This window comes from Phyllobacterium sp. SYP-B3895 (assembly GCF_009647635.1).
Taxonomy (GTDB): Bacteria; Pseudomonadota; Alphaproteobacteria; order Rhizobiales; family Rhizobiaceae; genus Phyllobacterium; species Phyllobacterium pellucidum.
The window spans coordinates 495,427-508,269 of sequence record NZ_WJIG01000004.1 but is presented as its reverse complement, the minus strand read 5'-3'; the positions used below and the strand labels follow the sequence as shown (position 1 = coordinate 508,269).

The 12,843-nt window shown below is 59.3% G+C and carries 12 protein-coding genes; 4 read left to right on the top strand and 8 right to left on the bottom strand.

What is annotated here, in order from left to right:
* Positions 1–4: 4 nt before the first annotated feature.
* Positions 5–802, top strand: coding sequence for an ABC transporter ATP-binding protein (locus GF108_RS20115; protein WP_153670114.1), 798 nt, complete (start codon positions 5–7; stop codon positions 800–802).
* Here the strand turns inward: GF108_RS20115 and GF108_RS20110 are convergent.
* Positions 792–1,475: a bifunctional 2-polyprenyl-6-hydroxyphenol methylase/3-demethylubiquinol 3-O-methyltransferase UbiG gene (locus GF108_RS20110; RefSeq protein ID WP_153670113.1), complete on the bottom strand. Its 684-nt coding sequence runs from the start codon at positions 1,473–1,475 to the stop codon at positions 792–794. The genes GF108_RS20115 and GF108_RS20110 overlap by 11 nt on opposite strands.
* A 155-nt stretch (positions 1,476–1,630) precedes the next feature.
* Between GF108_RS20110 and GF108_RS20105 the strand changes: the two genes are divergently transcribed.
* The 3 genes from GF108_RS20105 (at position 1,631) to GF108_RS20095 (ending at position 4,611) form a co-directional block, all read left to right on the top strand.
* The gene (locus tag GF108_RS20105) at positions 1,631–2,422 is read left to right on the top strand and encodes a pyrroline-5-carboxylate reductase (RefSeq protein WP_153670112.1); all 792 of its coding nucleotides are present in this window, start codon (positions 1,631–1,633) and stop codon (positions 2,420–2,422) included.
* Positions 2,423–2,434: 12 nt separating this feature from the next.
* Positions 2,435–3,424: a GlxA family transcriptional regulator gene (locus GF108_RS20100; protein ID WP_153670111.1), complete on the top strand. Its 990-nt coding sequence runs from the start codon at positions 2,435–2,437 to the stop codon at positions 3,422–3,424.
* Between the two features lie 362 nt (positions 3,425–3,786).
* Positions 3,787–4,611 (top strand): alpha/beta fold hydrolase, encoded by an 825-nt coding sequence (locus tag GF108_RS20095; protein ID WP_153670110.1) that lies wholly within the window; start codon positions 3,787–3,789, stop codon positions 4,609–4,611.
* A gap of 56 nt (positions 4,612–4,667) precedes the next feature.
* Here GF108_RS20095 and GF108_RS20090 read toward each other — a convergent pair whose 3' ends face one another.
* The 7 genes from GF108_RS20090 to GF108_RS20060 all read right to left on the bottom strand — a co-directional run bounded on the left by GF108_RS20090 (position 4,668) and on the right by GF108_RS20060 (position 12,832).
* Positions 4,668–6,095 (bottom strand): gamma-aminobutyraldehyde dehydrogenase, encoded by a 1,428-nt coding sequence (locus GF108_RS20090; RefSeq protein ID WP_153670109.1) that lies wholly within the window; start codon positions 6,093–6,095, stop codon positions 4,668–4,670.
* 22 nt (positions 6,096–6,117) lie between these two features.
* On the bottom strand, positions 6,118–6,927 hold the full coding sequence (locus GF108_RS20085) for an ABC transporter permease (protein WP_153670108.1): 810 nt from the start codon (positions 6,925–6,927) through the stop codon (positions 6,118–6,120).
* Positions 6,917–7,870: an ABC transporter permease gene (locus tag GF108_RS20080; RefSeq protein ID WP_153670107.1), complete on the bottom strand. Its 954-nt coding sequence runs from the start codon at positions 7,868–7,870 to the stop codon at positions 6,917–6,919. Before GF108_RS20080 ends, GF108_RS20085 begins: the two co-directional genes overlap by 11 nt.
* Positions 7,867–8,868 (bottom strand): ABC transporter ATP-binding protein, encoded by a 1,002-nt coding sequence (locus GF108_RS20075; RefSeq protein ID WP_153670106.1) that lies wholly within the window; start codon positions 8,866–8,868, stop codon positions 7,867–7,869. Before GF108_RS20075 ends, GF108_RS20080 begins: the two co-directional genes overlap by 4 nt.
* A gap of 126 nt (positions 8,869–8,994) precedes the next feature.
* The gene (locus tag GF108_RS20070) at positions 8,995–10,155 is read right to left on the bottom strand and encodes an ABC transporter substrate-binding protein (protein ID WP_153670105.1); all 1,161 of its coding nucleotides are present in this window, start codon (positions 10,153–10,155) and stop codon (positions 8,995–8,997) included.
* A gap of 130 nt (positions 10,156–10,285) precedes the next feature.
* Positions 10,286–11,194 (bottom strand): LysR family transcriptional regulator, encoded by a 909-nt coding sequence (locus tag GF108_RS20065; protein ID WP_153670104.1) that lies wholly within the window; start codon positions 11,192–11,194, stop codon positions 10,286–10,288.
* 54 nt (positions 11,195–11,248) lie between these two features.
* Positions 11,249–12,832: a DHA2 family efflux MFS transporter permease subunit gene (locus GF108_RS20060; protein ID WP_153670103.1), complete on the bottom strand. Its 1,584-nt coding sequence runs from the start codon at positions 12,830–12,832 to the stop codon at positions 11,249–11,251.
* Positions 12,833–12,843: the final 11 nt, after the last annotated feature.

Sequence of the window (12,843 nt, the reverse complement as noted above, 5' to 3'; positions counted from 1 at the left end):
GCTCATGCCACTCTCCTGCTCCAACGTGTCGGTTGCCTATGGGGAGCGCAAGGCGCTCAACCAGTTCGGCCTTTCACTGGAGCAGGGAGAGATACGCGCGCTCATTGGCCCTAACGGCTCGGGCAAAAGCACCGCCCTTCATGCGTTGGCCGGATTGATCCGACCCGTCGAGGGCAGGGTGCTCCTTGGCGAAACGCCGGTCGCAACCTTGTCACGGCGAGCGCTTGCCAAGAAGCTCGCCTTCCTGCCACAACAGCCGGCAGCGCCGGACGAGATGACCGTGGCGCAACTCGTCCGGCAAGGGCGCTATCCGCATGTGGGATTATTCCGCTCCTACGATAGCACGGACGAAAAGGCCATCGAATGGGCGCTGGAAAGCACTGGATTGAGCAGTCTCGCCGACCGCAGCCTCAACGAGCTTTCGGGCGGCGAGCGCCAGCGGGCCTGGATATCGGCCGCTCTTGCCCAGGAAGCAGCCATTCTTCTCCTCGATGAACCGACATCCTTCCTCGATATCGGCTACCAGGTGGAAGTCCTCGACCTCATCCACCGCCTTAGCCGCGAAAAAGGCGTCACCATCGTCATGGCAATCCATGACATCAACCAGGCGATCGCAGTTAGCGACCGCATTTCATTATTGGAGAAGGGCAAGCTTCGATTTGACGGCTTACCGGACGACCTCGCCGGCAGCGGGTTGATCCAGGATATTTTTCGTGTCAGGGGTCGTTTCGTTCAAGTCGCCTCCGACAGCCCGCCGCACTTTGACGTCGAGCTTGCCAGATTGCAGCGGACTATGGTTTGACCAATCGGAAGACGATCTTGGTCTGCGTATAATATTCCAGCGCGTCGGCGAAATTCGGGGTCCAACCATCGGCCACGAAGGGGATGAAACCATTGAATTCGAGCTTGCGCGCCGAAACATCGAAACCCGCCTTCTCGAAGGCCCGCCCGTAATCCGTGATCGAGCGATCCTGTACGATCGTATTGGTCCGCTTCGCCACAAGCTCGCGCCATTTCGGCCACAGCGGATTGTCCGTATGACAGCCGGTTACCGCATAATAGACGCCGCCACGCTTCAGCGCCTGCCAGATGTCCGCGGCATGCGCATCGATATCGGGAATGAGGTAAATTACTTCGTGACTGATCGCGACATCGAATTGATCCGCCCAACCCGCAAGACTGCTGGTCGCCTGATGCTGGACCGGCAGGTTGCCTTTCAGTGCCTCGGCCTTGGCTACGGACGCATCGGCGATATCGACGCCGAGAGCTTTATGAAAGGGCCGGATTGCATAGAGGTGCCTCAGAAGGCCGCCTTGATTGCAGCCGAAATCAAGCACGCTCTTGGCGGTAAGATCCTTCTCGACGATAAGGTCGATAAGGTGCCGCCAGATCGGCGCATGACCATCGGCCATCTTGTCTTCTGCATCGGGATCGATATACCACGTGCCGATATTTGCTGATTGAGTTTGAGCCATACCTGTCTCGTTCACCGGGATCGGAGCGCGGTTTTACAATGGCTTGTCTCGCTTGGCCAGCGCCTCAGACGTGTAAAGCCGCAAGACGGCAACCATATGTCGAGGTCATGGAACCGCAGATCGCGTATGATGCTTGACAGCAAGGAGGTCCCCGCATGGTTGACATCGGTCGCATAGGCATCATTGGCGGGTCGGGGTGGCTGGGAACAGCCATAGCGAAAGCCCTTGTCGGTTCGGAAACAGTCGCGTCTGAACGGCTCACTTGCTCGTTCCGCAGCGGACGACCAGAAAATTCGCTCGGCTGTCATTGGACGTCTGACAACACGCAACTCGTAAAGAATTCTGATGTCATCGTGCTCTCGGTGCGGCCGAACGACTGGAATGCTGTCAATATCGACGCCGCGGGAAAATTGGTGGTCTCGGTAATGGCCGGTGTGACGATCAAGGACATCAAGCAACGAACCGGCAGCAACAGGGTAGCCCGCGCACTGCCCAATGCGGCAGCAGAGCTCGGCTATTCCTATACGCCGTTTTTCATGGATTCGCCTGAACCCGGAGATGGCGATACGATAGCAATGCTGTTCCGCAGTTGCGGCTTGGTAGACGCGGTCAGCCAGGAGGAGCACATTGATTACTTCACCGCCATGTCGGGTTCGGGCGCTGCATTCCCGGCCTTGCTCGCCGAAGCGATGATGAATCATGCGGTGGCCCGGGGTGTTTCCCCTGACGTCGCGCGACGCGCCGCACAGCAGGTGATCATTGGCGCCGGCCGGCTTCAGGAGTTCAATGGCGCATCGCCATCCGAGACGGTCAAATCGTTCGTGGACTATAAGGGGACGACGGCGGCAGGCATCATTGCCATGCGTCAAGGGGGCTTTGACGCCGCGGTGGACGCCGGTCTCGACGCCGCTTACCGCAAGGCCAAGGCATTGTCGACCGCGCCATAGAGGGATTGACGGATGAATGCGAGACCCCTGACCTCCGAGACGGCGCGATTGAAAATCGGCTTCGTCCTGGCGCGTTCCTTCACGCTGTCGGCCTTTGCCATGTTCGTCGATACGTTGCGGCTGGCAAGCGATGAGCTCGACCGTTCTGGACGGGTGCATGCCGACTGGCAGGTGCTCGGCAGCACGCGGCATCTGATCACGTCGAGCTGCGGCGTCGAGGTGGCTCCGACGTCGGATTTCGTCGACCCCGGCCAGTTTAACTACATCGTGGTGGTCGGGGGGCTGTTGACCGTGGAACGCCCCATCGACAACGACACGATCGCTTTCCTCAAGCGGGCAGATCTGCAAAAGGTGCCTCTGATCGGCGTGTGCACCGGGTCGTTCATTCTGGCGGAAGCCGGATTGATGGATCATCATGAGACGTGCGTCAGCTGGCTACACTACCAGGCATTCAAGGAACGCTTTCCTGATCTGGCGGTACGTTCCGATCGACTATACAACCTCGACAAGGCGCGCGGTTCATGTGCTGGCGGCACCAGTGCCGCCGATCTGGCGGCGTCGATCGTGCGCCAGTCGATCAGCAAGGACGCCGAACGCAACGCGCTCGAAGTGCTGCAGATAGAACGGGCACGAACTGCGCTCGATATTCAGCCGCGCCGGCCGCTCGATATCGACTGCAGCGACGATCGCCTGAAGTCGATCCTGATCACCATGGAACGGCATGTCGAGGACATTATCAGCATTCCCGACCTCGCGGCGTCGGTCGGCATCTCGCGCCGCCAACTGGAGCGTCTCTTCCATGAAAAGACAGGACGCTCGCCCGCTCAAGCCTATATGGCGTTGAGGTTGCATCGCGCACGGGCGCTGCTCCTGCAGACCAAGGCGCCGCTTATAGAGATCGCCATTGAGGTAGGCTTCGAGACCGCCGCGCACTTCATAAAGGCCTTCAAAAAGGCTTACGGTGAGACGCCGGGGCGGGTACGGGGCGCAACGACGCACTGATACGCAGAGTGCGCAAGTCTGTGCCAAACGATTGCGTGCGCTCCATTCAGCAGGGCCGTGCCTTGCTACGGGCCACCTCCCGCCAGAAACAAATTCGCCCGCCGCTGCCAGGGGTTTGCAGCAGCGGCGGGCCAAGTTTCAAGTCTAGAGAGGGGAACTTGAGATATCGACAATATTGACAGGATCAGCACGCCGCAATCAGCACTAACCCTAGGCTCTCCCGAGAAAACTACGTAGAGCAGCCAATGATTGACTTCCATCGGAATATTTCCCCGATAAGTTGTGCCTCGATGGCATTTGCTTTCGGGCGCGGCTGCAATACCCTCCGTCCCGTCCAATTCAAACCGTCAGGAGAGAACGATATGCCAACGATCAACACAAAGGATGGGGTCGAGATTTTCTACAAGGACTGGGGAGCAGGGCAGCCGATCGTCTTCAGCCATGGATGGCCGCTATCGGCGGACGATTGGGATGCGCAGATGATGTTCTTCGCCAACAATGGCTTTCGCGTCATCGCCCATGATCGGCGTGGTCACGGGCGTTCAAGTCAGGTAAGCGACGGCCACGACATGGATCATTATGCCGATGATCTTGCTGCATTGACCGAAAAGCTCGACCTGAAGAATGCCGTTCACGTCGGCCATTCCACCGGCGGCGGGGAAGTCGTGCACTATATTGCGCGTCATGGCGAAAGCCGGGTAGCCAAGGCGGCGATCCTGAGTGCAGTGCCGCCGCTCATGGTCAAGACCGACTCTAACCCCGGCGGACTGCCGAAGGATGTATTCGACGACTTCCAGAAGCAGCTCGCCGCAGGCCGCAGCGATTTCTATCGTGCGATAGCCGCCGGCCCGTTCTACGGCTACAACAGACCCGGCGCAAATGTGTCGGAGGCCGTGATACAGAACTGGTGGCGTCAGGGCATGATGGGCGGAGCCAAGGCGCATTATGACGGCATCGTCGCCTTCTCGCAGACCGATTTCACTGAAGATCTGAAGAAGATCAAGGTCCCGGTACTCGTGATGCACGGCGACGACGACCAGATCGTTCCTTATGCCGATTCTGCTCCTTTGTCGGCAAAGCTTTTGCAGAATGGAACGCTCAAGACCTACAAGGGCTTCCCGCACGGCATGCCGACGACGCACGCGGAGACAATCAACGCGGACCTTCTCGCGTTCATCCGTAGCTGATCGACGCGGCGGGGCCGACCATTGGCCCCGCTTCCTCTTTTACAAGGCGCAAGGCCTTACCCATGATTGATCATGATGTGGCGCACGGCCGTATAGTCCTCCAGCGCATAGACGGACATATCCTTACCATAGCCTGACTGCTTCACGCCGCCATGCGGCATCTCGTTGGTGAGCATGAAATGCGTGTTGATCCAGGTGCAGCCATACTGCAGGCGTGATGCTGCCTGCATCGCCTTGGTGATGTCGCGGGTCCAGACCGACGACGCCAGACCGTAATCGCTGTCATTGGCCCAGCAAACTGCCTGCTCGTCCTCTTTGAACCGTGTCACGGAAACGACCGGTCCGAACACCTCCCGGCGCACGATTTCGTCTTCCTGCGTGGCGCCGGCGACCACCGTCGGCTGGAAGAAAAATCCATTGGTGCTGCCGGGACTGCCCCCCGTCGTGATCTCGATGTGCTTCTGTTCCGTTGCCCGTTCGACGAAGCTCGCAACCCGGTCGCGCTGGCGTCCCGAGATCAGCGGTCCGATCTCATTGACCGTGTCATCAGGGTCGTTATAGCGGATTGTCGACACCGCCGAAGACAGGTCGGCTACAAGGCGCTCATAAATGCTGTCCTGCGCGTAGATGCGGCAGGCCGCGGTGCAGTCCTGGCCGGCATTGTAGTAGCCGAACGTGCGGATGCCATTGACGACGGCTTCAAGGTCGGCGTCTCCATATACGATTACCGGCGCTTTGCCGCCAAGCTCGAGATGCGTGCGCTTGACGGTCTTCGCCGCCGCCTGCAAGACCTTCTTGCCTGTCGCAATGTCACCGGTAATGGAAACCATGGCGATCTTCGGATGGTTGATAAGAGCGTTGCCGACGGTCTCGCCGCGGCCGAGGATGATGTTCACGACACCTTCAGGCAATATTCCGGCGAGCAGGCGCGCCATTTTCAACGCTGTAAGCGGTGTCTGCTCCGATGGCTTGAACACGACCGTGTTGCCGCCCGCGATCGCTGGCGCGAGCTTCCAGGCCATCATCATCAATGGATAATTCCATGGGGCAATCGAGCCGACGATGCCGATCGCATCGCGGCGGATCATGGAGGTATGTCCGGGCAGATATTCGCCGGCGACAGGCGAGGTCAATGTTCGAACTGCTCCGGCAAAAAACCTCCAGCAGTCGATGATGGCCGGCAGTTCATCGTTGCGCACCGCATTGATCGGCTTGCCGCAATTCAGTGCTTCGAGCGCGGCAAAGTCGTCTGCCTCCGCTTCGATCGCGTCTGCAATCTTCAGAAGATACCCCGCTCGCTCGGCCGGCGTTGTACGTGACCAGCCGAGGAAAGCTCGTTCGGCAGCATCTACCGCCGCGTCGATCTGGCTGTGGGAAGCCTCGGCGAGATCAATAATCCTGGCGCCGGTCTTGGGATTGAGGATCTGTTCCTCCGTTTCCGTTCCGGCTTCGAACCTTGACCCGATGAGCAATTGCGTATCCATGACATGTTCTCCCATAGTCTTATTATTTGCCTGAACCAGCGATCTGGTCGCCGTCACGTGTGAGGTAATAGGCGGCAAGTATCGGCAGGAACGTCACGAGCACCACAACCATTGCCACGACGTTGGTGACGGGCCTTTGGCGCGGACGAATAAGCTCCTGCAGCATCCAGATCGGCAGTGTCGATTGCTGGCCACCGGTAAAGGTGGTGACGATCACCTCGTCGAACGACAGGGCGAAGGCGAGCATGCCCCCGGCCAACAGGGCGGTTCCGATGTTCGGCAGGATGATGTAGCGGAACGTCTGGAAGCCGTTGGCGCCGAGGTCCATCGATGCTTCCATCAGCGAGCCGGAAACGCGGCGGAAGCGGGCCACCGCATTGTTGTAGACGACGACGATGCAGAAGGTCGCGTGACCAAGGACGATGGTCCAGAACGAGAAGGGTATATCGGCCAGGCTGAAGGCGGAACGCAGCGCAATGCCGGTGATGATGCCGGGCAATGCGATCGGCAGGACGACGAGGAGCGAAATTGTCTCGCGGCCGAAGAAGCGCGTCTGGCTCACCGCGGCGGCGCAAAGCGTCCCGAGAATTAGCGCCAGTATGGTCGATACCGTCGCGACACGCACCGAGAGAAACAGCGCCTGCCGGACATCGGGCCGCTCCCAGGTGACAGCGAACCATTGGAGGGTCAGGCCGGGCGGCGGGAACTGGTAGCTCTTGTCTTCGGTCGTGAAGGCATAGAGAAAGATCAGAAGCAGGGGGACATGCAGGAAGAGGAGGCCGCAACCGGCCGCGATCTTCAGTCCGAGCGGGGCAGAGCGATCAGAGCGCATCGAATGCCCCCATGCGCCGCGCCATCCACAGATAGAAGCCCATGATCACGATAGGGACAACGGTGAACGCCGCTGCCAGCGGTATGTTGCCCGCCGTGCCCTGCTGCGCATAGACCGCCTGTCCAATAAACAGGCGCGACGAACCGATGATCTGCGGAATGATGTAGTCGCCGAGCGTCAGCGAGAAGGTGAAGATCGAGCCCGCGACGATTCCCGGCAGGGCAAGCGGGAAAAGGACATGGCGGAAGGTTTGTTGCGGCGTGGCCCCAAGGTCGGAAGAAGCTTCGATGAGATTGCCGGGCACCCGTTCGAGCGCTGCCTGAATCGGGAGGATCATGAACGGCATCCAGACATAGACGAAGACGATGAACGTCCCCGTATAGCTGACAGAGAGGGAGTTGCCGCCTATGACCGGGAGGGAGAGCCAGGCGTCGAGCAGCCACATCAGATTGAGCTTGGTCAGAAACCAGGTGAGGATGCCTTCCTTGGCGAGGATCAGTTTCCAGGCATAGATCTTCACGAGGTAGCTCGACCAGAGCGGCAACATCACGCCGAGGTAGAAGAAAGCCTTCCATTTTCCTTGCGCATAGCGCGCGGCGAAGTAGGCGATGGGAAAGGCAATGACCGCCGAAACCAGCGTCACGATCGAAGCCATGAGAACCGTCCGGAGGATGATGTCCAGATTGGCTTCGTTGAGCAACTGGCCATACGTGGCGAGTGTGAACTGGTAGTTGATTAGACCGGAATAGTCGTCGATGGAAAAGAAGCTTTGCAGCAGGAGCGCAAAGAGGGAACCGAGATAGATAATGCCGAGCCAAAGCAGCGGCGGCGCAAGCAGGAGCATGAGCAAAACGTGCGGATGCTTCCACAGGAAGTCTGAGAGCCGCCCGCTCAAGCTGCCGCGATCGGCGAGGGTTGATCGTTGTTGCGCGATGGCGCTCATGACGCCTGGTCCATCAGGTGGAGATCGGCCCGGTCGAAACTCAATGTTACGCGCCCGCCTTCGGCGGGAACCGTCGCTGCGGCCGGGCTCATCACGTGGATGCGCGTGCCATTGACGCTGACGAGGATGCGGTTGGTCGCACCAAGGAAGCTGCGCGACACGACGGTGCCGTCAAGCACCAGCTTGCCGTCGCCAGCGTGGCCGAGCGTGATAGCCTCGGGGCGCAGGCTTGCATAACGGTTGGCAGCGCCAAACTGGCTGACGAATTCCGGCGGCAACACGTTCGACGAACCGACGAAGTCGGCGACGAAGCGCGTCTGCGGTCGCTTGTACACCTCCTCCGGTGTGCCAAGCTGTTGAATTTTTCCATCATTGAACACAGCAATGCGGTCGGCCATCGACAAGGCCTCGCCCTGGTCATGGGTAACGAAGACAAAGGTGATGCCAAGCGACTTCTGCAGGGACTTCAGTTCCTCCTGCATCTGCTCGCGCAACTTCAGATCGAGCGCGCCGAGCGGCTCGTCAAGCAGAAGTACCTTCGGCTTGTTGACGAGCGCACGTGCGAGCGCCACGCGCTGGCGCTGGCCGCCCGACAACTGGCCCGGACGCCGCGAGCCATAGCCGGGAAGCTTTACCATAGCGAGCGCGTCCTCAGCGGCCTTGCGCCGTTCGTCCTTGCCTGCGCCCTTCACCATGAGCCCGTAGGCAACGTTGTCGAGAATGTTGAGATGCGGAAACAGTGCGTAGTCCTGAAACACCGTGTTGACGCTGCGCTTGTAAGGTGGAACGCCCTCGGCGGTTTCTCCGAAGATCTCGATGTGACCACTCGTCGGTTGTTCGAACCCGGCCATCAGCCGCAGGCACGTCGTCTTGCCCGATCCTGATGGGCCAAGCATTGCGAAAAACTCGCCTTCAGCGACTGCCAGATCAACTGCATCTACCGCACGAACGGCACCGAAATGGCGGGATACGTTCTGGAATAGAACAGCAGGTGTCATGGCCTTTGCTCCAGTAAGTTGGGTTACTATTGGCCCGGGCCTAACCTATGCGGTTTGCGATCGACCGGCGTCCACGGCCGGTCGACAAATCTGCAAACATTAAGCGACGCAGTGCAGTGCCGGGTTTCAGCGTCCGCCAATGACGGCGATATAGTCCGAGACCCAGCGGTTGTAGGGAATGCATTGGCCCTGTGATTCACACTTGGCAACCGGCGTCTTCCAGAACTTGATCTTGGCGAAATCGTTGTAGCCGTTGGCGGCGCAGCCCTCCTTCGTCAGCAACTCATTGCCCTTGCAGGCAGCACCGACCGAAGGATTGGCGCCGAACCATGCGGAAACGTCACCCTGCACCTTGGGCGAAAGTGAATGTTCCATCCACATATAGGCGCAGTTGGGGTGCTTGCTGTCGGCGTGCAGCATGGTCGTATCGGCCCAGCCTGTTGTTCCCTCCTCGGGGAAAACCGAAGCGACCGGCTGCTTCTCGCCTTTCAGGAGATTGACCTGGAACGGCCAGGATCCCGATGCGACAACACCCTCATTCTTGAAATCGTCAACCTGTACCATCGCATCGTGCCAGTAGCGACCGGCGAGCGTGCGCTGGACGCGCAAGATGTCGAGCGCCGCCTTGTACTGATCCTCATTCAATTCGTAGGGATCCTTGATGCCAAGCTCGGGCTTGTGGAACATCAGGTAGTTGGCAGCGTCGGCAATGTGGATTGGACCGTCGTAAGCCTGAATCCGGCCCTTGTTGGACTTCCCGTCCGGAAGATTCATCTCCTCGAACACCACGCTCCAGCTCGTCGGTGCCTTGTCTTTGAAAACATCCGTATTGTACATGAGGATATTCGGACCCCAGACATAGGGGACGCCGTAGTGGACGCCATCAATCGTATGCCATGGCGCATTTTGCATGCGCTCGTCGATGGTCTTCCAGTTCGGGATGAGATCCGTGTTGATCGGTTGCACCCGCTTGCCTGCGATCAGGCGCCGCGTCGAATCTCCGGATGCCGTCACAAGATCGAAGCCGCCTTCGTTCATCAGCGCTACCATCTCGTCGGATGTGGCCGCCGTCTTGACGGTGACCTTGCAGCCGGTTTCCTTCTCGAAGCCGGTCACCCAGTCGTAGTTCTTGTCTGTGTCGCCGCGTTCGATGTAACCCGGCCAGGCGACGATCGAAACTTCACCTTCACCTTTGCCGAGTTCCTTCAGCGCTTCCTGCGCCATGACCTGAGTCGCCAACATCAACGAAAGCGTTAGCGCAGTGCAGGATTTGAGTAGATGCTTCATGTTCGAATCTCCCCGATTCGGCCGCGATTTTGCAAGCCATGTTCCCTGAGAAGAGACTGCCTCTGTTTCGCTGCATTCGCAAATTCATTTATGAGAAGGTAGGTATCGGAATTTCCGATATCTACCCAAATTAACGGGTGCGCCCGCTGCGAAGCGCTTCTGCTATGCCGACGAAATCCCGCGCCGCCTGCGGCAGGCTCGATCCCTTGCGCCAGACCATGCCGACCTGGACGACGGGGAGGGCGCCTGAAACGTCGCGGCTTTCGATGCGGTCGCCTTCCAGTGACCATGGGCGGTACACAAGATCGGGAAGAAGCGCGATGCCGGCACCCGTCGCCACGAGACTGCGCACGGCTTCTACCGAGCGCGTGCGAAAGGCCACGTGCGGGCGCGCACCAAGAGCGGTCAAAAGCTTGCCGGTATTCTCCTCGATCTCGTCGACCGTCAGCATGATCAACGGCTCCCTGGCGATATCGTTGATCGAAATGATGTCGGCGCTGACCAGCGGATGCCCGAGGGGCAGCCACAGGCGATAGGGCGAGGTCTCGATAATTTCAGCCTGTAGCGCCATCCGATCGCGCAGGTTGGAGATCACCATGACGGCGACGTCGAGTTCGCCTCCGACGAGCAGATGTTCGAGATATGAACCATTGTCCTCGATGGCGCTCACTTCGACGCCGGGACTGGCACGGCGAAACCGGGCGAGCAGGTCGGACAGCACATACCCTGCCACCAGCGAGGTGACGCCAAGGTGCAGCTTTCCACCCATGGCCGGCGCCTCGTTGGAAAAAGACCGGCGTGCATCGGAGACGTCGGCGAGGATCTTCGTCGCGTGTCGCAGGAACTGGTGCCCGTTATGGGTGATATCAAGCCCGCGCGGATGCCTCTCGAAGAGTTCAACGCCAAGGTCGTTTTCAAGTTCCTTCACTGCTTCGGTGATGGATGACTGCGATATGGAAAGATTCTGCGCGGCGCGGGTGACGGAGCCTTGCTCCGCCACCGCTACGAAATATTGCAGTTGCCGCAGTGTAAATGCCATGCCACGAGTTAATGGCCCTGCGCACAATTGGCAAGGCGCCAAGCAATGGGAGCCTTAGTGTGCGCCGGCCGCCGCAGCGCCTTTCGGCTTTTCGGCGAACAATAGGGCAATTGCCGCAATGGCAAGCAGGACGCCGATAACCGCAAAGGTGTCGCCGAAGCCGAGGATCAATGCCTGGCGCTTGACGAGCCGGCCGAGGACGACGACGGCCTGTTGGGCGGCCAGGGCGTGATCGGAAACGCCGTGGGCGATGAAATAACCCGTCAACTGGTCGAGGCGCTGATGAACCTCGTCGCGCGCCAGCGTCACAGACTGGCCGATGATGTTCGAGTGGAACTGTTCCCGCTTGGTCAGAACGGTTCCAAGCGTTGCCGTACCGACCGCCCCGCCGAGATTGCGCAGCATGTTCGTCAAACCCGATGCTGCGGCGGCGTCGGCAGCGGCGATCCCGGCCGTGGTGATGGCAGTGATCGGCGTTAGAACGAGCGCCTGCCCGATTGCACGAACAATGTTCGGGATCCAGAACTGATCACCGGCATTGTCGGGTGAAAGCATGACGTTCATGAAACAGCTGGCAGCAAAGATGCTGATGCCGAGAAAGCCGATGTAACGGGCGTCGAAACGCTTCATCAGCATCGGTACCAGTGGGATCAGCAACAATTGCGGCAGACCGGTCCAGGCAAGCACATTGCCGATCTGCTCGGCATTGTAACGCTGCACCTGCCCAAGGTATTGGGGCAGGATATAGACGGTGCCGAACAGGGCGACGCCAACCAGAACGTTGACGACGACACCGATGGCGAAGTTGCGCTGTTTCAAGAGGCTGAGTTTCACCAGGGGCTTGTCGACGGTCAACTCAATCCAGATGAAAGTCACCAGAAAGACGACGGCGACAGCGCTGAGCTTCAGGATGAAGGGTGACGAGAACCAGTCGTCCTTGTTGCCCTCTTCGAGCACGGTTTGCAGAGCCGATAGGCCGATAGCCATGGTGAAAATGCCGGCCCAGTCGCCCTCCTTCAGCAAATGAAGCTGCATCGGCGCCTTGTCCAGGGTTGCCGCCAGAGCAACCGCCATGACGGCGCTCGGGACCGCGTTGATGAAGAAGATCGTTTGCCAACCGTAATTCTCGGTAAGGTAGCCGCCGATCGTCGGGCCAATCGCCGGAGCGAAAGTGACGGACAGGGCGAAGAGCGCAAGGCCAACCGGCTGTTGTGCCTTTGGCAGCTTCGTCAGCACCATGGTGAAGGCCATGGGGATAAGCACGCCGCCGGCGAAACCCTGCAGGCCGCGCATGACGATCATCGAGCCGAGATCATGCGTGAAGGCACAGGCTATCGAAAACAGAGGGAACAGTATCGTGTTCACAAGCATGTAGCGACGAAATGAAAATACGCTGCTGAAATAGGCCGTAAGCGGGATCACGACGATTTCGCCGATAAGGTAGGACGTCGAGATCCAGGCGCCATTATCGACGCCGGTGCCTATGCCCCCCTCGATATTGAGCAGCGATGCATTGGTAATCTGGATGTTGAGGATCGCCATGAACGCGCCGATCATGCCGGCGAGTACGGCTATCCACTCCTTTGTGCTTGCGCGCGGCTGCGGCACGGCTGGGGCGTTGAATGTGACGGCAGACATGACACGATCCT

What these genes read in the sequence shown, in the direction of transcription:
- GF108_RS20095 (WP_153670110.1), top strand. Translation starts at nt 3,787, where the DNA reads ATGCCAACGATCAACACAAAGGATGGGGTCGAGATTTTCTACAAGGAC.
- GF108_RS20110 (WP_153670113.1), bottom strand. Translation starts at nt 1,475, where the DNA reads ATGGCTCAAACTCAATCAGCAAATATCGGCACGTGGTATATCGATCCC.
- GF108_RS20115 (WP_153670114.1), top strand. Translation starts at nt 5, where the DNA reads ATGCCACTCTCCTGCTCCAACGTGTCGGTTGCCTATGGGGAGCGCAAG.
- GF108_RS20060 (WP_153670103.1), bottom strand. Translation starts at nt 12,832, where the DNA reads ATGTCTGCCGTCACATTCAACGCCCCAGCCGTGCCGCAGCCGCGCGCA.
- GF108_RS20080 (WP_153670107.1), bottom strand. Translation starts at nt 7,870, where the DNA reads ATGAGCGCCATCGCGCAACAACGATCAACCCTCGCCGATCGCGGCAGC.
- GF108_RS20085 (WP_153670108.1), bottom strand. Translation starts at nt 6,927, where the DNA reads ATGCGCTCTGATCGCTCTGCCCCGCTCGGACTGAAGATCGCGGCCGGT.
- GF108_RS20070 (WP_153670105.1), bottom strand. Translation starts at nt 10,155, where the DNA reads ATGAAGCATCTACTCAAATCCTGCACTGCGCTAACGCTTTCGTTGATG.
- GF108_RS20105 (WP_153670112.1), top strand. Translation starts at nt 1,631, where the DNA reads ATGGTTGACATCGGTCGCATAGGCATCATTGGCGGGTCGGGGTGGCTG.
- GF108_RS20090 (WP_153670109.1), bottom strand. Translation starts at nt 6,095, where the DNA reads ATGGATACGCAATTGCTCATCGGGTCAAGGTTCGAAGCCGGAACGGAA.
- GF108_RS20075 (WP_153670106.1), bottom strand. Translation starts at nt 8,868, where the DNA reads ATGACACCTGCTGTTCTATTCCAGAACGTATCCCGCCATTTCGGTGCC.
- GF108_RS20100 (WP_153670111.1), top strand. Translation starts at nt 2,435, where the DNA reads ATGAATGCGAGACCCCTGACCTCCGAGACGGCGCGATTGAAAATCGGC.
- GF108_RS20065 (WP_153670104.1), bottom strand. Translation starts at nt 11,194, where the DNA reads ATGGCATTTACACTGCGGCAACTGCAATATTTCGTAGCGGTGGCGGAG.